The sequence below is a fragment of the Kluyvera sp. EC_51 genome (assembly GCF_019584505.1).
Classification (GTDB): domain Bacteria; phylum Pseudomonadota; class Gammaproteobacteria; order Enterobacterales; family Enterobacteriaceae; genus Kluyvera; species Kluyvera sichuanensis.
In genome coordinates, this window is sequence record NZ_VDAG01000085.1 from 20,100 (window position 1) to 42,737 (window position 22,638).

The 22,638-nt window shown below is 56.1% G+C and carries 21 protein-coding genes and 1 pseudogene; 18 read left to right on the forward strand and 4 right to left on the reverse strand.

Annotated elements, in window-relative coordinates; translation table 11 throughout:
• Window positions 1–12 precede the first annotated feature (12 nt).
• Both FHC49_RS15080 and livJ read left to right on the forward strand, forming a co-directional pair.
• The gene (locus FHC49_RS15080) at window positions 13–1,278 is read left to right on the forward strand and encodes a 4-aminobutyrate--2-oxoglutarate transaminase (RefSeq protein ID WP_220440222.1); all 1,266 of its coding nucleotides are present in this window, start codon (window positions 13–15) and stop codon (window positions 1,276–1,278) included.
• Between the two features lie 279 nt (window positions 1,279–1,557).
• A complete protein-coding gene (gene livJ / locus FHC49_RS15085; RefSeq protein ID WP_185667360.1) occupies window positions 1,558–2,661 on the forward strand; it encodes a branched chain amino acid ABC transporter substrate-binding protein LivJ in 1,104 nt (367 codons plus the stop codon).
• An 89-nt stretch (window positions 2,662–2,750) separates the two neighbouring features.
• Here the strand turns inward: livJ and panM are convergent, their stop codons facing one another.
• Entirely contained in the window at window positions 2,751–3,134 is a 384-nt protein-coding gene (gene panM, locus FHC49_RS15090; RefSeq protein WP_220440223.1) for an aspartate 1-decarboxylase autocleavage activator PanM, read from the reverse strand.
• A gap of 444 nt (window positions 3,135–3,578) precedes the next feature.
• Here panM and livK point away from each other — a divergent pair, with 444 nt between their 5' ends.
• The 10 genes from livK to ugpQ all read left to right on the forward strand — a co-directional run bounded on the left by livK (window position 3,579) and on the right by ugpQ (window position 13,700).
• Complete coding sequence (gene livK, locus FHC49_RS15095) at window positions 3,579–4,688, forward strand: high-affinity branched-chain amino acid ABC transporter substrate-binding protein LivK (protein ID WP_185667358.1); 1,110 nt, start codon at window positions 3,579–3,581, stop codon at window positions 4,686–4,688.
• 54 nt (window positions 4,689–4,742) lie between these two features.
• The gene (gene livH, locus FHC49_RS15100) at window positions 4,743–5,669 is read left to right on the forward strand and encodes a high-affinity branched-chain amino acid ABC transporter permease LivH (protein ID WP_035892178.1); all 927 of its coding nucleotides are present in this window, start codon (window positions 4,743–4,745) and stop codon (window positions 5,667–5,669) included.
• Window positions 5,666–6,946: a branched chain amino acid ABC transporter permease LivM gene (gene livM / locus FHC49_RS15105; RefSeq protein ID WP_220440224.1), complete on the forward strand. Its 1,281-nt coding sequence runs from the start codon at window positions 5,666–5,668 to the stop codon at window positions 6,944–6,946. The genes livH and livM overlap by 4 nt, the downstream gene beginning before the upstream one ends.
• Window positions 6,943–7,710, forward strand: a complete 768-nt coding sequence (livG, locus tag FHC49_RS15110; RefSeq protein ID WP_220440225.1) for a high-affinity branched-chain amino acid ABC transporter ATP-binding protein LivG — start codon at window positions 6,943–6,945, stop codon at window positions 7,708–7,710. Before livM ends, livG begins: the two co-directional genes overlap by 4 nt.
• Window positions 7,711–7,727: 17 nt before the next feature.
• Complete coding sequence (gene livF, locus FHC49_RS15115; protein WP_081918523.1) at window positions 7,728–8,441, forward strand: high-affinity branched-chain amino acid ABC transporter ATP-binding protein LivF; 714 nt, start codon at window positions 7,728–7,730, stop codon at window positions 8,439–8,441.
• Window positions 8,442–8,726: 285 nt separating this feature from the next.
• The gene (gene ugpB / locus FHC49_RS15120) at window positions 8,727–10,043 is read left to right on the forward strand and encodes a sn-glycerol-3-phosphate ABC transporter substrate-binding protein UgpB (protein WP_220440226.1); all 1,317 of its coding nucleotides are present in this window, start codon (window positions 8,727–8,729) and stop codon (window positions 10,041–10,043) included.
• Window positions 10,044–10,160: 117 nt separating this feature from the next.
• Window positions 10,161–11,048, forward strand: coding sequence for a sn-glycerol-3-phosphate ABC transporter permease UgpA (gene ugpA, locus FHC49_RS15125; protein WP_035892166.1), 888 nt, complete (start codon window positions 10,161–10,163; stop codon window positions 11,046–11,048).
• A complete protein-coding gene (gene ugpE / locus FHC49_RS15130) occupies window positions 11,045–11,890 on the forward strand; it encodes a sn-glycerol-3-phosphate ABC transporter permease UgpE (protein WP_123650889.1) in 846 nt (281 codons plus the stop codon). Before ugpA ends, ugpE begins: the two co-directional genes overlap by 4 nt.
• 2 nt (window positions 11,891–11,892) lie before the next feature.
• The gene (locus tag FHC49_RS15135; protein ID WP_035892164.1) at window positions 11,893–12,963 is read left to right on the forward strand and encodes a sn-glycerol-3-phosphate import ATP-binding protein UgpC; all 1,071 of its coding nucleotides are present in this window, start codon (window positions 11,893–11,895) and stop codon (window positions 12,961–12,963) included.
• The gene (gene ugpQ, locus FHC49_RS15140) at window positions 12,960–13,700 is read left to right on the forward strand and encodes a glycerophosphodiester phosphodiesterase (RefSeq protein WP_220440227.1); all 741 of its coding nucleotides are present in this window, start codon (window positions 12,960–12,962) and stop codon (window positions 13,698–13,700) included. Before FHC49_RS15135 ends, ugpQ begins: the two co-directional genes overlap by 4 nt.
• Window positions 13,701–13,708: 8 nt before the next feature.
• On the opposite strand, the pseudogene FHC49_RS15145 reads toward ugpQ, so the two are convergent.
• Window positions 13,709–14,014: pseudogene (locus FHC49_RS15145) on the reverse strand (DUF2756 family protein); the annotation flags it as partial.
• A gap of 122 nt (window positions 14,015–14,136) precedes the next feature.
• Between FHC49_RS15145 and ggt the strand changes: the two are divergent.
• Complete coding sequence (gene ggt, locus FHC49_RS15150; RefSeq protein ID WP_220440269.1) at window positions 14,137–15,879, forward strand: gamma-glutamyltransferase; 1,743 nt, start codon at window positions 14,137–14,139, stop codon at window positions 15,877–15,879.
• A 119-nt stretch (window positions 15,880–15,998) separates the two neighbouring features.
• Here the strand turns inward: ggt and yhhY are convergent, their stop codons facing one another.
• Both yhhY and FHC49_RS15160 read right to left on the reverse strand, forming a co-directional pair.
• Complete coding sequence (gene yhhY, locus FHC49_RS15155) at window positions 15,999–16,490, reverse strand: N-acetyltransferase (RefSeq protein WP_220440229.1); 492 nt, start codon at window positions 16,488–16,490, stop codon at window positions 15,999–16,001.
• 198 nt (window positions 16,491–16,688) lie between these two features.
• Window positions 16,689–17,366, reverse strand: coding sequence for a polymer-forming cytoskeletal protein (locus FHC49_RS15160; protein ID WP_220440270.1), 678 nt, complete (start codon window positions 17,364–17,366; stop codon window positions 16,689–16,691).
• A 262-nt stretch (window positions 17,367–17,628) separates the two neighbouring features.
• On the opposite strand from FHC49_RS15160, the gene FHC49_RS15165 reads away from it, so the two are divergent.
• From FHC49_RS15165 to gntU, 5 genes are all read left to right on the forward strand, one after another.
• Complete coding sequence (locus FHC49_RS15165; RefSeq protein ID WP_220440230.1) at window positions 17,629–18,666, forward strand: oxidoreductase; 1,038 nt, start codon at window positions 17,629–17,631, stop codon at window positions 18,664–18,666.
• A gap of 121 nt (window positions 18,667–18,787) precedes the next feature.
• Entirely contained in the window at window positions 18,788–19,483 is a 696-nt protein-coding gene (locus FHC49_RS15170) for a pirin family protein (protein ID WP_035892157.1), read from the forward strand.
• A gap of 102 nt (window positions 19,484–19,585) precedes the next feature.
• Window positions 19,586–20,581: a gluconate operon transcriptional repressor GntR gene (gntR, locus tag FHC49_RS15175; RefSeq protein WP_185667348.1), complete on the forward strand. Its 996-nt coding sequence runs from the start codon at window positions 19,586–19,588 to the stop codon at window positions 20,579–20,581.
• A gap of 160 nt (window positions 20,582–20,741) precedes the next feature.
• On the forward strand, window positions 20,742–21,275 hold the full coding sequence (gntK, locus tag FHC49_RS15180) for a gluconokinase (RefSeq protein WP_220440231.1): 534 nt from the start codon (window positions 20,742–20,744) through the stop codon (window positions 21,273–21,275).
• Complete coding sequence (gntU, locus tag FHC49_RS15185) at window positions 21,272–22,612, forward strand: gluconate transporter (protein ID WP_185667346.1); 1,341 nt, start codon at window positions 21,272–21,274, stop codon at window positions 22,610–22,612. Before gntK ends, gntU begins: the two co-directional genes overlap by 4 nt.
• The last annotated feature ends 26 nt before the right edge of the window (window positions 22,613–22,638 follow it).

Below are 22,638 nucleotides of genomic sequence, written 5' to 3' on the forward strand. Positions count from 1 at the left end.
AGGGGGTTTACCGTGAGTAACGAGTCACTGAATCATCGGCGTTTACAGGCCACGCCGCGCGGTGTGGGCGTGATGTGCGGCTTCTACGCGGAGCGCGCCGAGAACGCCACGCTGTGGGATATTGAAGGTAACGAGTACATCGACTTTGCCGCTGGCATTGCGGTGCTGAATACCGGACATCGCCATCCACAGGTGATGGCCGCCGTTGAAAACCAGCTGCAGGCTTTTACCCATACCGCCTATCAGATAGTCCCCTATGAAAGCTATGTGTCATTAGCAGAACGTATTAATGCCGCCGTGCCTATTGCCGGAAACGCCAAAACGGCGTTTTTCAGCACTGGGGCGGAAGCGGTTGAGAATGCGGTGAAAATTGCCCGCGCCTATACCAAACGTCCGGGACTGATTACCTTCGGTGGTGGCTTCCACGGTCGTACGTTTATGACCATGGCGCTGACCGGCAAAGTCGCACCGTACAAAATCGGCTTCGGTCCGTTTCCCGGCTCGGTGTATCACGGCATCTTCCCAAACGCTGCGCACGGTGTGACCACCGAGATGGCGCTCAAAAGCCTGACTCATATTTTCAAAGCCGATATCGCCCCGGATCAGGTGGCGGCGATTATCATTGAACCAGTGCAGGGCGAAGGCGGCTTTAATGTTGCCCCTGCTGATTTTATGCAGGCGCTGCGTCAGCTTTGTGATACCCACGGTATTTTGCTGATTGCCGATGAAGTGCAGACCGGCTTTGCCCGTACCGGCAAGCTGTTTGCGATGGAGCACTACAGCGTGAAGCCTGACCTTATCACCATGGCAAAAAGCCTGGCGGGCGGTTTCCCGCTCTCGGGCGTCTCGGGGCGTGCCGAGGTGATGGATGCTCCTGCACCTGGCGGCCTTGGTGGTACCTATGCGGGGAACCCGCTGGCGATTGCTGCCGCGCATGCGGTGCTGGATGTGATTGAGGAAGAGGCGCTTTGCACTCGCGCCAACCATCTGGGCCAGCATCTGATTGAAGTACTTAATAAATTACGCGAAAGCTGCCCGGCGATTGCCGACGTGCGCGGCGTGGGGTCGATGGTGGCCGTAGAGTTTGTGAATCCGCAAACCGGGGAGCCGTCGCCGGAATTGACCAAACTGGTGCAGGATCGTGCACTGGCGGAAGGGGTGCTGCTGCTGAGTTGCGGCGTGTATGGCAACGTGATTCGCTTCTTGTACCCGCTTACCATCCCTGAGAAGCAGTTCCAGCAGGCGCTGGAGGTGATTCGTCGGGCGATAACTGAATAGACCGTGCCCTTCCAGGCAAAGCGCCGCCGGGGAAGCACCTAACTCCCAAGCCACTCCGATGAGTGGCTTTTTTTTGTCATTTTTGCGTTACAAATCCGTCAAATTTAACGTTTCAATTCCACAAAAATGGGGTATGTTTTAGCAGAGTATGCTGAAAAAGCACGGTCAGCCTCCCTCAATATTAATATCTTATACTTACCACGCAAGTGATATAAGAATAATGTGCTAAATAACAACATCACAACAAATGCAACAACCATAACAATGGGGAACCTCAGGATGAAAATGAAGGGTAAAGCGTTACTGGCAGGATGTATTGCGCTGGCATTCAGCAATATGGCATTAGCAGAAAATATTAAAGTTGCTGTTGTTGGCGCGATGTCCGGCCCGGTTGCGCAGTACGGTGACCAGGAGTTCAGCGGTGCGACTCAGGCAGTTGCCGACATTAACGCCAAGGGCGGTATCAAGGGCAATAAGCTGGAAATCGTAAAATACGATGACGCCTGTGACCCGAAACAAGCGGTTGCGGTAGCGAACAAAGTGGTGAATGACGGGATCAAATACGTTATCGGTCACCTCTGCTCCTCCTCTACACAGCCTGCGTCTGACATCTATGAAGACGAAGGTATTTTGATGATCACCCCAGCGGCGACCGCGCCTGAGCTGACCGCACGTGGCTATAAACTGATTCTGCGTACCACCGGTCTGGACTCAGACCAGGGCCCAACCGCGGCGAAATATATCCTCGAGAAAGTGAAACCACAGCGCATCGCGGTCGTTCACGATAAGCAGCAGTACGGTGAAGGTCTGGCACGTGCAGTGCAGGACGGTCTGAAGAAAGGCGGCGCGAACGTGGTCTTCTTCGACGGTATCACTGCCGGTGAGAAAGACTTCTCCACCCTGGTGGCGCGTCTGAAGAAAGAGAACATCGACTTCGTCTACTTCGGCGGTTATCACCCGGAAATGGGGCAGATCCTGCGTCAGGCGCGTGCTGCTGGCCTGAAAACCCAGTTCATGGGGCCGGAAGGCGTGGCGAACGTTTCACTGTCTAACATCGCGGGTGATTCTGCGGAAGGTCTGCTGGTGACTAAGCCTAAGAACTACGACCAGGTTCCGGCGAACAAACCAATCGTAGACGCGATCAAAGCGAAGAAAGAAGATCCAAGTGGTGCATTCGTATGGACCACCTACGCTGCGCTGCAATCTCTGCAGGCGGGTCTGAATCACTCTGACGACCCGGCCGAGATCGCAAAATACCTGAAAGCCAATACCGTGGATACCGTGATGGGTCCGCTGTCGTGGGATGAGAAAGGCGACCTGAAGGGCTTCGAATTCGGCATCTTCAACTGGCACGCTAACGGTACGGCGACCGACGCGAAGTAATTCGTACGGCGCTTCCCCGGCGTCGCTACGCTCGGTCGGGCTACTATGATGTAGCCCGGCCGAGGCGTTAGCCGACGCCGGGACCGGCATTACCCTCGAACCCAGCCCTCAGCATGCACCGTAAAGCCCATCGCTTTGGCAAATGCGGCCGTTTCCAGGCTCTCTTCCACGCCGGCTTTGCTCAGCGTCCAGCGGCTGACCTGCGGGTTATCGTGCATCACCTCTTCGACCAGATACTGCCCCACGCCGCGACGGCGGGTGACTTCGCGTACGCACAGACTGTTAAGCGTCCCCTGGCTGCCGTTGATCGTCACCTTTACCGCTGCCAGCAGGCGTTCGTTAAAACGGGCGGCATACAGGCGGTGGTTCTCATCAAGGTGCTGTTCGTTGGGGGTCTGAGCAGGCCAGATCTTACCGAGGCAGATGCGGTCCTGATCGCTAAAGGTGTCTAAACGAATGATGGTCAGCTTCATGGGCAGTTTGCTCAAATCTCGAAAATGGTGGCCAGTGTACTCAATTTATTCTGCCGGACGCTTTCTCTTTTTTGGCTTGTTCAGTAGGTGATTAATTTTTCGATATCCATGCAGACAGTTTGAAACATCATGGATCGAAAAATAGTCAGAACTTTAACCTGAAAACCAGCGTTTTATTCGGCTTATTGTGTCGTTATTTTATGCTGCCGTTCGGGCTTTTTTTTGTTTATCTATGGTGAAAATCAGAATATTATCTTTTCTTAATAGACTGAAAAATAGAGAATTTAGTCTGTTTTTAGCCAAAAAGCTGCGCTAACTCATTAAAGATAATGGCAAAAGTAGCGTTGTATATTAAAAGTACAGAATGCTTTTTAACCACCACACAACAAAATATATGCACGCCACGACGTGTAAATACGACATCACGAATGGGGATCCCGAAGTATGAAAAGGAATACAAAAACAGTAATCGCAGGGATGATCGCGCTGGCTATGTCTCACGCGGCGATGGCAGACGATATTAAGGTAGCGGTTGTCGGTGCGATGTCCGGCCCGGTTGCCCAGTGGGGCGACATGGAGTTCAACGGCGCGCGCCAGGCCATTAAAGACATCAATGCCAAAGGTGGCATTAAGGGTGACAAGCTGGTCGGCGTTGAGTACGACGATGCCTGTGACCCGAAACAAGCGGTGGCGGTCGCGAACAAAATCGTTAACGACGGCATCAAATACGTGATTGGCCACCTCTGCTCTTCCTCCACGCAGCCTGCGTCTGACATCTATGAAGACGAAGGCATTCTGATGATCTCCCCGGGTGCGACTAACCCAGAGCTGACCCAGCGTGGCTACCACTACATCATGCGTACCGCTGGTCTGGACTCCTCTCAGGGCCCAACCGCGGCAAACTACATCCTGAATAAAGTGAAGCCACAGCGCATCGCTATCATTCACGACAAGCAGCAGTACGGTGAAGGTCTGGCGCGTTCCGTTCAGGACGGGCTGAAAGCGGGCAAAGCCAATATCGTCTTCTTCGACGGGATTACCGCGGGTGAAAAAGACTTCTCTGCGCTGATTGCCCGTCTGCAAAAAGAGAACATCGACTTCGTTTACTACGGCGGCTACTACCCGGAAATGGGGCAGATGCTGCGCCAGGCGCGCGCGGTTGGCCTGAAAACGCAGTTTATGGGGCCAGAAGGCGTGGGTAACGCTTCGCTGTCGAATATCGCCGGTAAAGCAGCGGAAGGCATGCTGGTTACCATGCCAAAACGCTATGACCAGGATCCGGCAAACGGCGCTATCGTCGATGCCCTGAAAGCGCAGAAGAAAGATCCAACCGGTCCGTACGTGTGGATCACCTACGCTGCCGTGCAGTCTCTGGCGACCGCTATGGAACGTACCGGTAGCGATGACCCTCAGGCGCTGATTAAAGACTTAAAAGCAAATGGTGCGAAAACCGTGATTGGGCCGCTGAGCTGGGATGACAAAGGCGATCTGAAAGGATTTGAATTTGGGGTCTTCCAGTGGCATGCCGACGGCTCATCCACCGTGGCGAAGTAACCTTCATTTCCCCCTGGCGGGCGTAGATTCGCAGGGGTAGCAAAAGGCTAATATATGTCAGAGCAGGTTCTCTACTTTGTGCAGCAGATGTTTAACGGCGTTACGCTGGGAAGCACCTATGCACTGATCGCCATCGGTTACACCATGGTGTACGGGATTATCGGCATGATCAACTTCGCCCACGGCGAGGTATACATGATCGGTAGTTATGTCTCCTTTATGATCATCGCCGCATTAATGATGATGGGCATCGACACCGGCTGGCTGCTGGTTGCTGCTGGCTTCATCGGGGCGATTGTGATTGCCAGCGCCTACGGCTGGAGCATCGAACGGGTGGCCTACCGCCCGGTGCGTAGCTCCAAGCGTCTGATTGCGCTGATCTCCGCCATCGGGATGTCCATCTTCCTGCAAAACTACGTCAGTCTGACCGAAGGCTCGCGCGATATCGCGCTGCCAAGCCTGTTTAACGGCCAGTGGATTGTCGGCAGCAGCGAAAACTTCTCCGCGTCCATCACCACCATGCAGTTGGTTATCTGGATTGTGACCTTCGTGGCCATGCTGGCGCTGACGCTGTTTATTCGCTATTCCCGTATGGGACGCGCCTGTCGCGCCTGCGCGGAAGACCTGAAAATGGCGAGCCTGCTCGGCATTAACACCGACCGCGTGATTGCCCTGACGTTTGTCATTGGCGCAGCGATGGCGGCGGTGGCGGGCGTGCTGCTGGGTCAGTTCTACGGCGTTATCAACCCGTATATCGGCTTTATGGCCGGGATGAAAGCCTTCACCGCGGCGGTTCTGGGCGGTATCGGCAGTATTCCAGGGGCGATGATTGGTGGGCTGATTCTCGGCATCGCGGAAGCGCTGTCCTCCGCGTATCTGAGCACCGAATATAAAGACGTTGTGTCGTTCGCGCTGCTGATCGTGGTGCTGCTGGTGATGCCGACCGGTATCCTGGGCCGCCCGGAGGTAGAGAAAGTATGAAACCGATGCAATTTGCGATGGCGCTGCTGTCGGCGGCGATGTTCTTTGTCCTGGCTGGCGTCTTTATGGGCGTTCAGTTACAGCTCGACGGTACCAAACTGGTGGTCGGCAGCGCGGCGGATATCCGCTGGCAGTGGATCTTTATCGGCACCGCAGTGGTCTTTTTCTTCCAGATGCTGCGCCCGTTATTCCAGAAGGGGCTGAAAAGCGTCTCCGGGCCGAAGTTTATTCTGCCTGCCATTGACGGCTCGACGGTTAAACAGAAGCTGTTCCTGGTCGCGCTGCTGGTGATCGCCGTAGCGTGGCCGTTTATGGTTTCACGTGGCACGGTTGATATTGCCACCCTGACCATGATTTACATCATCCTCGGCCTTGGTTTGAACGTGGTGGTGGGGCTTTCCGGCCTGCTGGTGCTGGGTTACGGTGGCTTCTATGCCATCGGCGCTTACACCTTCGCGCTGCTGAACCACTATTACGGTCTCGGCTTCTGGACCTGTCTGCCGATCGCGGGGCTGGTCTCGGCGGCGGCGGGCTTCCTGCTCGGCTTCCCGGTACTGCGTCTGCGCGGTGACTATCTGGCGATTGTGACCTTAGGCTTCGGCGAAATCGTCCGTATCCTGCTGCTCAACAACACTGAGATTACCGGCGGTCCGAACGGCATCAGCCAGATCCCGAAACCGACCTTCTTTGGCCTGGAGTTCAGCCGCAGCGCCCGTGAAGGCGGCTGGGATACCTTTAGCAACTTCTTTAACGTTAAGTACGACCCGTCTGACCGCGTTATCTTCCTTTATCTGGTGGCGCTGCTACTGGTGGTGTTGAGCCTGTTTGTCATCAACCGCCTGCTGCGCATGCCGCTGGGCCGTGCGTGGGAAGCGCTGCGTGAAGATGAAATTGCCTGTCGCTCTCTGGGCCTGAGCCCAACGCGCATCAAGCTGACCGCCTTTACCATCAGCGCCGCGTTTGCCGGTTTTGCCGGTACGCTGTTTGCCGCGCGTCAGGGTTTTGTCAGCCCGGAATCCTTTACCTTTGCCGAGTCGGCCTTCGTGCTGGCGATTGTGGTACTGGGCGGGATGGGCTCGCAGTTTGCGGTTATTCTCGCCGCCGTCCTGCTGGTGGTGTCGCGCGAGCTGATGCGTGACTTCAACGAATACAGCATGCTGATGCTGGGTGGTTTGATGGTTCTGATGATGATCTGGCGTCCGCAGGGGCTTCTGCCGATGACCCGTCCGCAGCTCAAGCTGAAAAGCGGGAAAGCGAAAGAAGGAGAGCAGGCATGAGTCAGCCATTATTATCCGTTAACGGCCTGATGATGCGTTTTGGCGGCCTGCTGGCGGTCAACAACGTGGCGCTGGAGCTGCATCCTCAGGAGATAGTCTCCCTGATTGGCCCGAACGGCGCGGGGAAAACCACGGTCTTTAACTGCCTGACCGGTTTTTACAAGCCGACCGGCGGCACCATTATGCTGCGTGACCAGCACCTGGAAGGGTTGCCGGGTCAGGAGATTGCCCGCATGGGCGTGGTGCGTACCTTCCAGCACGTGCGTCTGTTCCGCGAAATGACGGTGATTGAAAACCTGCTGGTGGCACAGCACCAGCAGCTGAAGACCGGGGTCTTCTCCGGCCTGCTGAAAACCCCGTCGTTCAAGCGCGCGCAAAGCGAAGCGCTGGACCGTGCGGCCACCTGGCTTGAGCGTATCGGCCTGTTAGAGCACGCCAACCGTCAGGCTAGCAACCTGGCCTATGGTGACCAGCGTCGTCTGGAGATTGCCCGCTGCATGGTGACGCAGCCGGAAATCCTGATGCTCGACGAACCGGCGGCGGGCCTTAACCCGAAAGAGACCAAAGAGCTGGATGAGCTGATTGCCGAGCTGCGTAACCATCACAACACCACTATCCTGCTGATTGAGCACGATATGAAGCTGGTGATGGGCATTTCCGATCGCATCTACGTGGTGAATCAGGGGACGCCGCTAGCGAACGGTACGCCAGAAGAGATCCGCAACAACCCGGACGTGATCCGCGCCTATTTAGGTGAAGCATAATGGGGGCGAGGCAGAATATGGATAAAGTGATGTTATCGTTTGATAAAGTCAGCGCCCACTACGGCAAAATTCAGGCGCTGCATGACGTCAGCCTGCATATCAATCAGGGGGAAATTGTGACCCTGATTGGCGCCAACGGCGCGGGTAAAACCACGCTGCTCGGCACATTGTGCGGCGACCCACGTGCCACCAGCGGGCGTATTGTCTTTGATGATAAAGACATTACCGACTGGCAGACGGCGAAAATCATGCGTGAAGCGGTGGCGATTGTCCCGGAAGGGCGTCGCGTCTTCTCGCGTATGACGGTGGAAGAGAACCTGGCGATGGGCGGCTTCTTCGCCGACCGCGATCAGTTCCAGGAGCGCATCAAGTGGGTGTATGACCTGTTCCCACGTCTGCTTGAGCGTCGCATTCAGCGTGCAGGTACCATGTCCGGCGGTGAGCAGCAGATGCTGGCTATTGGCCGTGCATTGATGAGCCAGCCGCGCCTGCTGCTGCTGGATGAGCCTTCTCTGGGGCTGGCTCCGATTATCATCCAGCAGATTTTCGACACCATCGAGCAACTGCGTAAGCAGGGCATGACCATCTTCCTCGTCGAGCAGAACGCCAACCAGGCGCTGAAGCTCGCCGACCGCGGCTACGTGCTGGAAAACGGCCACGTGGTGCTGGAAGACACCGGTGATGCACTGCTGGCGAACGAAGCGGTGCGCAGCGCGTACCTCGGCGGTTAATTCGTCGCAATAACGCCGGATAAGATGCGCCAGCATCGCCTTCCGGCAACCCGTATCCCGGGCGAGGTGCTTGCACCGACCCCGGGAACGGCACTTTCCCTATACGTGTCATAGCTCCCACTTTCCCTTCTTAGAACCGTCACCGCCTTGCCATCCCTTTGTCGCCTTACTATCTTTTTTTTGTAATAAAAAAGTTATTTTTCTGTCATTCGAGCATGTCATGTTACCCCCGCGAACATAAAACGCGTGATATCGCGCATCCCGGCACAAAAAGAGAGATAACCGATGATATCGTTACGACATACAGCTTTAGGATTGGCAATGAGTCTGGCATTCGCAGGTCAGGCTATGGCGGTAACTACTATTCCGTTCTGGCATTCAATGGAAGGTGAGCTGGGTAAAGAGGTTGACTCTCTGGCGCAGCGCTTCAACGCCGCCAACCCGGATTACAAAATTCAGCCGGTGTACAAAGGCAACTATGAGCAGAGCCTGAGCGCAGGTATCGCCGCGTTCCGTACCGGTAACGCCCCGGCAATTTTGCAGGTGTATGAAGTTGGCACCGCCACCATGATGGCGTCAAAAGCGATTAAGCCGGTGTATCAGGTGTTTGACGATGCCGGTATCAAGTTCGATGAATCTCAGTTTGTGCCGACGGTTTCCGGTTACTACACCGACTCCAAAACCGGGCACCTGCTGTCCCAGCCGTTTAACAGCTCCACCCCGGTGCTGTACTACAACAAAGACGCCTTCAAGAAAGCCGGTCTAGACCCGAATCAGCCGCCGAAAACCTGGCAGGATCTGGCAGCCTATACCGCGAAGCTGAAAGCGGCCGGTATGAAGTGCGGCTACGCCAGCGGCTGGCAGGGCTGGATCCAGATTGAAAACTTCAGCGCCTGGCACGGCCTGCCGGTTGCGACAAAAAATAACGGCTTCGACGGTACCGATGCGGTACTGGAATTCAACAAGCCAGAGCAGGTGAAACACATCGCGCTGCTGGAAGAACTGAACAAGAAAGGTGATTTCAGCTACTTCGGCCGTAAAGATGAGTCCACCGAGAAGTTCTACAACGGCGACTGCGCCATTACCACCGCCTCTTCCGGCTCGCTGGCGGACATTCGTCAGTACGCCAAATTCAACTACGGCGTGGGCATGATGCCTTACGATGCTGACGTGAAGGGCGCACCGCAGAACGCCATCATCGGCGGGGCGAGCCTGTGGGTGATGCAGGGTAAAGACAAAGAGACCTACACCGGTGTCGCGAAATTCCTCGAGTTCCTGGCGAAGCCTGAAATTGCGGCCGAATGGCACCAGAAAACCGGCTACCTGCCAATCACTACCGCCGCATACGACCTGACTCGTCAGCAGGGCTTCTATGACAAGAACCCAGGTGCCGACATCGCCACGCGTCAGATGCTGAACAAGCCACCGTTGCCGTTCACCAAAGGGCTGCGTCTGGGCAACATGCCGCAGATTCGTACCATCGTGGATGAAGAACTGGAAAGCGTCTGGACCGGTAAGAAAACGCCTCAGCAGGCGCTGGATTCTGCGGTAGAGCGCGGGAATCAGCTGCTGCGTCGCTTCGAGCAATCGACCAAGTCTTAATCATTGACTAACCCCTCATCCTAACCCTCTCCCCATAGGGGAGAGGGGACCCGCCTTTCTCCCTCGCCCCTTTGGGGAGAGGGCCGGGGTGAGGGGACACCAACTCAGAGTTTAACTATGTCATCATCCCGTCCGGTGTTTAAATCCCGCTGGCTGCCCTATGCATTGGTCGCCCCGCAACTGATTATCACCGTTATCTTCTTTATCTGGCCCGCCGGTGAAGCGCTGTGGTACTCACTGCAAAGCGTTGACCCGTTTGGTCTCTCCAGCCAGTTCGTTGGTCTGGATAACTTCGTCACGCTGTTCCACGACAGCTACTATCTCGACTCCTTCTGGACGACGATTAAGTTCAGCGGTCTGGTGACGATAAGCGGCCTGCTGGTCTCGCTGTTCTTCGCCGCCCTGGTGGACTACGTGGTGCGCGGCAGCCGTCTATACCAGACGCTGATGCTGCTGCCTTATGCCGTCGCGCCTGCCGTGGCCGCCGTACTGTGGATCTTCCTGTTTAACCCCGGACGCGGGCTGATTACCCACTTCCTCGGTGAGTTCGGCTACGACTGGAACCACGCGCAGAACAGCGGCCAGGCCATGTTCCTGGTGGTTTTCGCCTCGGTCTGGAAGCAGATAAGCTACAACTTCCTGTTCTTCTTCGCCGCGCTGCAATCTATTCCGCGCTCGCTGGTTGAGGCTGCGGCCATCGACGGTGCGGGCCCAATTCGCCGCTTCTTCAAGCTGGCGCTGCCGCTGATTGCACCGGTGAGCTTCTTCCTGCTGGTGGTGAACCTGGTGTACGCCTTCTTCGACACCTTCCCGGTGATCGATGCCGCGACGGCGGGCGGCCCGGTACAGGCCACCACCACGCTGATTTATAAGATTTACCGCGAAGGGTTTGCCGGGCTGGATCTCTCGGCCTCTGCGGCGCAGTCGGTGGTGCTGATGTTCCTCGTCATCATCCTGACCGTGGTGCAGTTCCGTTACGTGGAAAGTAAGGTGCGCTACCAATGATTGAGAACCGTCGTGGGCTGACGATATTCAGCCACACCATGCTGATCCTCGGGATTATCGTGATCCTGTTTCCGCTGTACGTCGCTTTTACGGCGGCGACGCTGGATAACAAAGCGGTGTTTGAAACGCCGATGACGCTGATTCCCGGCGGCCATCTGTTTGAGAATATGAAGGCCATTTGGGTCAACGGCGTGGGGGCCAACAGCGCACCGTTCTGGCTGATGATGCTCAACAGTTTCATCATGGCCTTCGCCATTACCGTTGGTAAAATCGCGGTGTCGATGCTCTCGGCATTCGCCATCGTCTGGTTCCGCTTTCCGCTGCGTAACCTATTCTTCTGGATGATCTTTATTACCCTGATGCTGCCGGTGGAAGTGCGTATCTTCCCGACGGTTGAGGTCATTGCCAACCTGAAGATGCTCGACAGCTACGCGGGCCTGACGCTGCCGTTAATGGCGTCGGCGACCGCCACCTTCCTGTTCCGACAGTTCTTTATGACCCTGCCGGACGAGCTGATTGAAGCGGCGCGTATCGACGGCGCTTCGCCGATGCGCTTTTTCCGCGATATCGTGCTGCCGCTGTCGAAAACCAACCTTGCGGCGCTGTTCGTCATCACCTTTATCTACGGCTGGAACCAGTATCTTTGGCCGCTGCTGATTATTACCGACGTGAATCTCGGCACCGCCGTGGCAGGCATCAAAGGGATGATCGCTACCGGTGAAGGCACCACGCAGTGGAACCAGGTGATGGCGGCGATGCTGCTCACCCTTATTCCCCCTGTTGTTATCGTTTTAGCCATGCAGCGTGCCTTTGTACGCGGCCTGGTCGATAGTGAGAAATAAAAATGGCTGGTTTAAAACTACAGGCAGTAACCAAAAGCTGGGACGGTAAAACCCAGGTCATTCAACCGCTGACGCTGGACGTGGCAGACGGGGAATTTATTGTGATGGTCGGCCCGTCTGGCTGCGGAAAATCGACGCTGCTGCGCATGGTGGCAGGGCTTGAGCGCGTAACCAGCGGTGACATCTGGATTGACCGCAAGCGTGTGACCGAAATGGAGCCGAAGGATCGCGGCATCGCCATGGTGTTCCAGAACTATGCGCTCTACCCGCACATGAGCGTGGAAGAGAACATGGCCTGGGGGCTGAAAATTCGCGGCATGGGCAAAGCGCACATTGCCGAAAAAGTGCAGGAAGCGGCGCGTATTCTTGAGCTGGACGGCCTGCTGAAGCGCCGCCCGCGCGAGCTCTCCGGCGGCCAGCGCCAGCGCGTGGCGATGGGGCGCGCTATCGTGCGTGACCCGGCGGTGTTCCTGTTCGACGAACCGCTCTCTAACCTCGACGCCAAACTGCGCGTGCAGATGCGTCTTGAATTGCAGCAGCTGCACCGCCGTCTGAAAACCACCTCGCTGTATGTAACTCACGATCAGGTGGAAGCGATGACCCTCGCCCAGCGGGTGATGGTGATGAACAAAGGGATTGCCGAGCAGATTGGCACGCCGGTGGAAGTGTATGAGAAACCGGCCAGCCGCTTTGTGGCGAGCTTTATCGGCAGCCCGGCAATGAACCTGCTGGACGGTCAGATTGATGAGTCTGGCTCGCGCTTCGTGCTGGAAAACGGTATGCAGCTGCCGCTGCCAGCCTCTCAGCGCGAATATGCCGGTCGCCGCATGACGCTGGGTATCCGTCCGGAACATATTGCGCTAAGCTCGCAGGCCGAAGGCGGCGTGCCATTGGTGATGGATACGCTGGAAATTCTCGGCGCCGATAACCTGGCCCACGGCCGCTTTGGTGAGCAGAAAATGGTGGTGCGCTTACCGCACCAGCAGCGTCCGCACGCGGGCACCACGCTGTGGCTGCATCTGCCGGACGATCATCTGCACCTCTTTGAAGGTGAGACAGGATTACGCGTATGAGCAATTGGCCTTATCCCCACATCGTCGCCCACCGTGGCGGCGGTAAGTTAGCGCCGGAAAACACCCTGGCGGCGATCGACGTTGGCGCCCACTACGGTCATACCATGATTGAGTTTGATGCCAAGCTGTCGAAAGACGGGCAGATTTTCCTGCTGCATGACGACAACCTCGAACGTACCAGCAACGGCTGGGGCATTGCCGGTGAACTCAACTGGCAGGATCTGCTGCGCGTGGATGCCGGAAGCTGGTTTAACAGCAGCTTTAAAAACGAGCCGCTGCCGCTGCTGTCGCAGGTAGCAGAACGCTGCCGTCAGCACGGCATGATGGCGAATATCGAAATTAAACCGACTACCGGCAGCGGGCCGTTGACCGGAAAAGTGGTGGCACTGGCCGCGCGTGAACTCTGGGCTGACATGACCCCACCGCTGCTGTCGTCGTTTGAAATTGATGCGCTGGAAGCCGCCCAGCTTGCCGTACCGGAGCTGCCGCGGGGTTTACTGCTGGATGAGTGGCGTGACGACTGGCGTGAGCTGACGACGCGTCTGGGCTGCGTCTCCATTCACCTCAACCATCAACTGCTGGATGAAGCGCGGGTAGATGCGCTGCGTGAAGCGGGGCTGCGGATTCTGGTCTATACCGTGAATAGCCCCCAGCGCGCCGCCGAGCTGCTGCGCTGGGGTGTCGACTGCATCTGCACCGATGCGATTGATATCATCGGGCCTGACTTCCAGCCTTAATACTGCTTCAGCATACCGCCGTTGCTATTGGGCAGCGGCTGCTGTTGATTTAGCATACCCGGCTGCGACTGCTGAACGCGTTGCTGGTTGGCGTTAAGCTGGTTTTGCAGATGCTGCTGTTGCTGCTGCGTCTGCACCTTGCGCTGCTGGTTCAGCATGCTGGATTGCTGCTGCTGTTGATTGAGCATGCGGGTCTGCATCCGCTGCTGGCTTGGGATTTCATAACCCGGTTTGTTCGGGTTGTTATCGACGTTCAGCGGCGCGGCCAGCGCGGTGAACGGCAGCAGTGCCGCCAGAATCAGTAATCGTTTCATCGTCTTTCCTCCGTGTAGGGGATCGCTTAAGTTTACTCCTTTCCCATCGTAACGAGGATTATTTCAGCATTATGAACCAGGCTTAGTGAGGACCTCACCGCACGCTCTGGAGAATGATGATGATAATAATACCGACGTTTTTACGCCGGGTAGCCCTTGCTGCTCTGCTGTCAGGAAGCTGTTTTAGCGCGATTTCTGCACCTCCACCGCCGCCGGTTTCTTACGGCGTTGAGGAGGATGTTTTCCATTCCGTACGTGCCCAGCATGGCATGGTGGCTTCCGTTGATGCTACCGCCACGCGCGTGGGCGTTGAGATTCTGCGCCAGGGCGGCAATGCCGTGGATGCGGCGGTGGCCGTGGGCTACGCGCTGGCGGTGACGCACCCGCAGGCAGGGAATATCGGTGGCGGCGGGTTTATGATGCTGCGGACCAAAGATGGGAACACCACGGCGATTGATTTCCGTGAAATGGCCCCGGAGCAGGCGACCCGCGACATGTTCCTCGACGACCAGGGTAACCCGGACAGTAAAAAGTCGCTGACCTCGCACCTGGCCTCCGGCACGCCGGGCACGGTGGCAGGCTTCTCGCTGGCGCTGGAGAAGTACGGCACGATGCCGCTCAACAAAGTGATTCACCCGGCGATTAAGCTCGCCAAAGAGGGGTTTGTGGTCAACGATGCGCTGGCTGACGATCTTAAAACCTACGGCAGTGAAGTCCTGCCGAATCATGCCAACAGTAAGGCCATTTTCTGGAAAGACGGCGAGCCGCTGAAAAAGGGCGATAAGCTGGTGCAGGCGAATCTGGCAAAAAGCCTGGAACTGATTGCTGAAAACGGACCGGATGCCTTCTACAAAGGGGCGATTGCCGACCAGATTGCCGAAGAGATGCATAAAAACGGCGGCCTGATGAGCAAAACGGATCTGGCAAACTACAAAGCCGTTGAGCGTACGCCGATAAGCGGTGAATACCGCGGCTACGAAGTCTTCTCGATGCCGCCGCCGTCCTCCGGCGGGATCCACATCGTGCAAATCCTCAATATCCTCGAAAACTTCGACCTGCATAAATACGGCTTCGGCAGCGCCGACGCAATGCAACTGATGGCAGAGGCGGAAAAGCACGCCTACGCCGACCGTTCTGAATACCTCGGCGACCCGGACTTCGTGAAGGTGCCGTGGCAGGCGCTGACTAACAAAGCCTACGCCAAATCGATTGCTGACCAGATTGATATCAATAAGGCCAAGCCGTCCAGCCAGATTAAACCGGGCAAACTGGCGCCGTACGAAAGCAACCAGACCACCCACTTCTCAGTGGTGGATAAAGACGGTAACGCGGTGGCGGTGACCTACACCCTCAACACCACTTTTGGTACCGGCATCGTGGCGGGCAATACCGGCATTCTGATGAATAACGAGATGGATGACTTCTCCGCCAAACCCGGTGTGCCGAACGTTTACGGGCTGGTGGGCGGTGATGCCAACGCGGTTGGGCCGAAGAAACGCCCGCTGTCGTCAATGTCGCCAACCATTGTGGTAAAAGACGGGAAAACGTGGCTGGTGACCGGTAGCCCTGGCGGTAGCCGGATTATCACCACGGTGCTGCAGATGGTGGTGAATTCCATCGACTTCGGCATGAACGTGGCAGAAGCCACTAACGCGCCGCGCTTCCACCATCAGTGGTTACCGGACGAACTGCGGGTTGAGAAAGGATTTAGCCCGGATACGCTGAAGCTACTGGAAGCGAAGGGGCAAAAGGTAGCGGTGAAAGAGGCGATGGGCAGCACGCAGAGCATTATGGTGGACCCGGACGGAACGCTGTATGGGGCGTCGGATCCGCGTTCGCCTGATGATTTGACGGCGGGGTACTAGTTTACCCTCACCCCGACCCTCTCCCTGGAAGGGAGAGGGAGAAAGGCAGGGTAGATTACTGATTTATAAGCCGCACCATACGGTCCCCTAACCCTCTGGGAGAGGGTTAGGGTGAGGGATTACCCCTTCACCCGCGCCATAAAATACGCATCCACATACTCTCCGTTACGCAGCCCATATTTCCGCCCCGTACCTTCAATCTCAAACCCGTGCTTCTGGTAAACCGTGACCGCCGGTGCGTTATCGACAAACACCGTCAGCTCAATACGGTCGACGCGCAGCCAGTTGTCGCACATATCAATCATGGTACGCATCAGCGCGCTGGCGACACCGCGGTTCTGCCAGCGGGCGTCGACGCAGATACCGAAATCGGCGACGTGGCTGCGGCGAGGGCGCTGGGCAACGGCGATGCAGAGGTGCCCAACCACCTGTTCACCGATGCAGGCGACGAGCTGTTTGATACCGGGCTGGTCGGCTAGCCGCTCTTGCCACATATGGCTGGAAGGATGAGGGACCTGTAGCGTGTTGTGATACACCTCCGGCTGGGCGTGGATCTGACGGATTGCGTCGTAATCTTCAGGTTCAGCGTGGCGGATCACTATGTCACTCATTCTTCATATCCTTGGTGGGTTAAAAGTCCCTTTTAACATCATTGATTTTGAAATGTGCGTCAATTGGCTTTTTTTGCAAAAAATGTTGGACAAGTGCGAATGAGAATGATTATTATTGTCCTGCATTCAGGGCGTCCTTGCGGAGAACCTGAAAGCACGACATTGCTCACATTGCTTCCAGTATTACTTTAGCCAGCTTTAAGCTGGCTTTTTTTTGTCATTTTTTTCTGTGTGCCTGGTCGTATTGGCGGACGCAGTGTCGGAGATCGTGGGCTCATGGGCAAAACCGACCACATTGTTTTTCCCTGTTTCTGCGGGCAGAACCTCTGCCTGTCCAGAGAATTTCCCGCCTTTCTTTATGGCCAGTTGATGGTAGGCAAGGGTACCAACCACATGGCCGTTTTCGGCGATTTCCAGCGACTGGCTGTGACATTGCCCCACCACGTTACCATCGATAATCAGCTCGCGGCAGGTGATGTTGCCCTCGACCAGGCCGCCGTGAATGATTTTTATCAGCCCCTCTTCAGCCTCGATGTTGCCTTTCAGCGAACCGTAAATATAGACGTGCCCGTTTGAGGCAATATTGCCCTCAAAGCACACGTTGCTGGCGATGACTGTTGCATCCTGCTTTTTGGCGCTGACGGACTCTTTTTCCTCGACAGGGAGTGAAGCCGGTGCGGTGGCAGGGGAAACGTCAATGGATTTATTCTTTTTAAACATGTGATTGGCCTGATTAAGTTTGATGTGGATGACGAAAGAGGAGAGGGCACACACGCCGGATAAACACGCCAGAGAGGGGGCGTTGAAATACCAGGCTATCAGGGCGAGTAGCCAAAAAAAAATGGTGCAATTAACGGCGAGAAACTCTCTTCCTATGAGCAATTCGTGGTGACTCCGTTGCGGGATACAGGTGCGAAATATCCCTTATTTCGCAGGCACCCTTATCCAGAATTTGCCCGACACGGTCAACGATTCAGGATGATTTTCGGAATTTAACTCGTTATTTTTGCAGGATTTATTGGTGGTTCTTATTGGCCGGCTATAACGTATTATTTCGGGCTATTTTTAGCCGTGTGGGGATTCATTTCGTTTCGAGGTGCGTTATGGTGTTCAGCAAACATTTCAAAAGGACTGAACCATGACTCTGCACTGCGCCTTTATCGGCTTTGGCAAAAGCGCCACCCGCTACCACCTTCCTTATGTCCTCGAACGTAAAGCCGACTGGCACGTCGCCCATATCTATCGCCGCAGCCCAAAGCCGGATGAGCAGGCGCCGCAGTATGCGCATATCCATTTCACCAGCGAGATGGACGATATTCTGAACGACCCGCAGGTGAAGCTGGTGGTGGTCTGTACCCATGCCGATAGCCACTTCGAGTACGCCAAAAAGGCGCTGGAAGCGGGCAAGAACGTGCTGGTGGAAAAGCCGTTCACCCCAACGCTTGCCGAAGCCAAAACGCTGTTTGCGCTGGCGAAAAGCAAGGGGCTGACGGTGTCACCGTATCAGAACCGCCGCTTTGACTCCTGCTTCCTGACCGCCAAAAAAGCGATTGAGAGCGGCAAGCTGGGTGAGATTGTGGAAGTGGAAAGCCACTTTGATTACTACCGCCCGGAATCGCCAACTCAGCCGGGTCGCCCGCAGGACGGCGCGTTTTATGGCCTGGGTGTGCATACCATGGACCAGATTATCTCGCTGTTTGGCCGCCCGGATCACGCCTCCTACGATATCCGTAGCCTGCGCAACCCGGCCAACCCGGACGACACCTTTGAAGCGCAGCTCTACTACGGCAACCTGAAAGCGATTGTCAAAACCAGCCACCTGGTGAAAATCGACTACCCGAAATTTACCGTTCACGGCACCAAAGGGTCGTTTGTGAAATACGGTATCGACCAGCAGGAAACCAGCCTGAAAGCGGGTATTATGCCGGGCGATGCGAACTTCGCGGCCGACGACTCCGTCTCTTACCTGGAGTACGTTAACGACGCAGGCGACACGGTGAAAGAGCAGTGGCAGGCGGAGCGCGGTGACTACGGTCGCGTATACGATGCGCTGTACCAGACGCTGACAAACGGCACGCCGAATTTTGTCAAGGAAACTGAGGCTCTGACCAATATGGAACTGCTCGAACGGGCCTTTGAGCAGCCAGCTCCTGCCACGATAAGCCTCGCCAAATAAGCAAACATGGCTCCTCCGTTCTTGTTCATATTTTTTGAACAGAGGAGTCAATTTTCACCCACTATCATCCTGACCGGTTTACGTCCAAACTTGTTTCATCGAAAACATGAGGGGGTAAAAAATGATTTTCTTACGCAAAGCAAATGAACGTGGTCATGCGAATCATGGTTGGCTGGATTCCTGGCATACCTTCTCGTTTGCCGATTATTACGATCCGAATTACATGGGCTTCTCGGCACTGCGCGTGATTAACGATGACGTGATTGACGCCGGCCAGGGCTTCGGTACTCACCCGCACAAAGACATGGAAATCCTGACCTACGTTCTGGAAGGCGCCGTTGAGCACCAGGACAGCATGGGCAACAAAGAGCAGGTTCCGGCGGGCGAGTTCCAGATTATGAGTGCGGGTACCGGTATTCGTCACTCTGAGTACAACCCGAGCGCCACCGATAAGCTGCACCTGTACCAGATCTGGATCATTCCAGAAAAAACCGGCATCACGCCGCGTTACGAACAGCGCCGCTTCGACGCCCTGCAGGGCAAACAGCTGGTGCTGTCACCGGATGCCCGTGAAGGCTCGCTGAAGGTGTATCAGGATATGGAACTGTACCGTTGGGCGCTGGCGAAAGGCGAACAGTCGGTGCACCAGATTGCCGCTGACCGCCGCGTGTGGATTCAGGTAGTCAAAGGCGAAGTGAGCATCAATGGCACTAAGGCTACCACCAGCGATGGCCTGGCCATCTGGGACGAGCAGGCAATTTCCGTTCACGCGGATAGCGAAAGTGAAATTTTACTCTTCGATCTGCCGCCAGTTTGATCCGGCTTAAATAAATCGCGCAACCTCCCTAATCTTGCGGGGAGGTTGCGCCATCTCCGTGGTAAACTTCAGCAATATTTCACCTTTGCTTACCTCCGGACGATGAAAAAGAAAAGACCCGTACTTCAGGATGTTGCCGATCGCGTTGGCGTAACCAAAATGACGGTTAGCCGTTTTCTCCGTAACCCGGAACAGGTTTCCGTGGCGTTACGTGGCAAAATTGCGGCGGCTCTTGATGATTTGGGTTATATCCCCAACCGGGCGCCCGATATTCTCTCCAACGCCACTAGCCGCGCTATTGGCGTGCTGCTGCCATCGTTAACCAACCAGGTTTTTGCTGAAGTGCTGCGCGGTGTAGAAAGCGTCACCGATGCTCACGGCTATCAGACCATGCTGGCGCACTACGGCTATAAACCAGAAATGGAGCAGGAACGCCTGGAGTCGATGCTCTCCTGGAACATTGACGGTCTGATTCTCACCGAACGTACCCACACTCCTCGCACCCTGAAGATGATTGAAGTCGCCGGGATCCCGGTGGTGGAGCTGATGGACAGCCAGTCACCGTGCCTCGACATCGCCGTTGGCTTTGATAACTTCGAAGCGGCGCGCCAGATGACGGCGGCGATTATTGCCCGCGGTCATCGTCACATTGCCTATTTAGGCGCACGTCTCGACGAACGTACTATCATCAAACAGAAGGGCTACGAGCAGGCGATGCTTGACGCGGGCCTGATACCGTACAGCGTGATGGTAGAGCAGTCGTCCTCCTATACTTCCGGCATCGAACTGATGCGCCAGGCGCGACGTGAGTTCTCCAACCTGGACGGTATTTTCTGTACCAACGATGACCTGGCGGTTGGCGCGGCGTTTGAGTGCCAGCGCCTTGGGCTGCGCATTCCTGACGACATCGCGATTGCCGGTTTCCACGGCCACGACATCGGTCAGGTGATGGAGCCGCGTCTTGCCAGCGTGCTGACCCCGCGTGAACGCATGGGGCGCATCGGCGCAGAGCGCTTGCTGGCGCGCATTCGCGGTGAAGCGGTTACGCCAAAAATGTTAGATTTAGGTTTCACTTTGTCACCGGGCGGATCTATTTAGCCCTAACAAGTTTGAACTAGATCACACATATTCACTTAGAATTCACTTCCGGCACGAATGGTTATTGCTTATCCACTTGCCCGGCAGGACAATGTTACCGATAACTGTTACCCGTAACAATTTCCCAAATCTAATTGCCAGTGCCCAACAGGAGGACGCCTTGAGCACGACTAACCACGATCACCATGTCTATGTACTGATGGGCGTATCCGGCAGCGGTAAATCCGCCGTCGCCAGCGAAGTCGCACACCGTCTGAACGCCGCGTTCCTTGACGGCGACTTCCTGCACCCACGCAGCAATATCGTCAAAATGTCCTCCGGCGAACCGCTGAACGACGACGATCGCAAACCATGGCTGCAGGCGCTGAACGACGCGGCTTTCGCGATGCAGCGCACCAACAAAGTCTCGCTGATTGTCTGCTCTGCGCTGAAAAAAGCGTACCGCGACATTCTGCGTGAAGGTAACCCGAACCTTTCCTTCGTCTACCTGAAAGGGGATTTCGACGTGATTGAGAGCCGCCTGAAGGCGCGTAAAGGTCACTTCTTCAAAACTCAAATGCTGGTCACTCAGTTTGAAACCCTGCAAGAGCCGGGCGCTGAAGAACGCGATGTCCTGGTGGTTGATATCGATCAGCCGCTGGAAGGCGTTATCGACAGCACGATTGAGGTGATCAACAAAGGCTGTGCCGCGTGACAACTTTAACGCTCGTTTTAACCGCAGTCGGCTCCGTTCTGCTGCTGCTGTTTTTAGTCATGAAGGCGCGTATGCACGCCTTCCTGGCTTTGATGGTGGTGTCTATTGGTGCAGGGCTTTTCTCCGGTATGCCGTTGATTAAAATCGCGGAAACCATGGAGAAAGGGATGGGCGGCACGCTGGGCTTCCTGGCGATTGTCGTGGCGCTTGGCGCGATGTTTGGCAAGATTCTGCATGAAACCGGCGCGGTCGATCAGATTGCCGTCAAAATGCTGAAATCGTTCGGCCATAGCCGCGCACACTACGCGATTGGTATTGCCGGTCTTATCTGCGCGCTGCCGCTGTTCTTTGAAGTGGCGATCGTGCTGCTGATTAGCGTCGCGTTCTCGATGGCGCGCCACACCGGGACGAACCTGGTGAAGCTGGTGATTCCACTGTTTGCGGGCGTTGCTGCCGCGGCGGCGTTCCTGCTGCCGGGGCCTGCACCGATGCTGCTGGCCTCCCAGATGCACGCTGACTTTGGCTGGATGATTCTGATTGGCCTGTGTGCGGCGATCCCGGGGATGATTATTGCCGGTCCGCTGTGGGGCAACTTTATCAGCCGCTACGTTGAGCTGAATATTCCTGATGACATCACTGAGCCGCACCTTGGCGAAGGTAAAATGCCGTCCTTCGGCTTTAGCCTGGCGCTGATCCTGCTGCCGCTGGTGCTGGTGGGTCTGAAAACTATTGCCGCGCGTTTCGTGCCGGTGGGGTCAGAAACCTATCAGTGGTTTGAATTTATCGGTCACCCGTTCACCGCGATCCTGATTGCCTGCCTGGTGGCTATCTATGGTCTGGCGTTCCGTCAGGGCATGGAAAAAGACAAGGTGATGGCGATTTGCGGCGCGGCGCTGCAGCCTGCGGGGATTATCCTGCTGGTGATTGGTGCCGGTGGCGTGTTCAAACAGGTGCTGGTGGATTCCGGCGTTGGCCCGGCGTTGGGTGAAGCCCTGACCGGGATGGGCCTGCCGATTGCGCTGACCTGCTTCATCCTGGCCGCGGCGGTACGTATCATTCAGGGTTCCGCCACGGTGGCGTGTTTGACCGCGGTTGGCCTGGTGATGCCGGTGATTGAACAGCTGCACTACAGCGGTGCGCAGCTGGCAGCGCTCTCTATCTGTATCGGTGGCGGTTCTATCGTGGTGAGCCACGTCAACGACGCGGGCTTCTGGCTGTTCGGGAAGTTTACCGGCGCTACCGAAGCGCAGACGCTGAAAACCTGGACCATGATGGAAACCATCCTGGGAACGGTCGGCGCCATTATTGGTATGATTGCGTTTACGCTGTTGAGCTGACGGCTTCCCGGCGTCGCATACGCTCG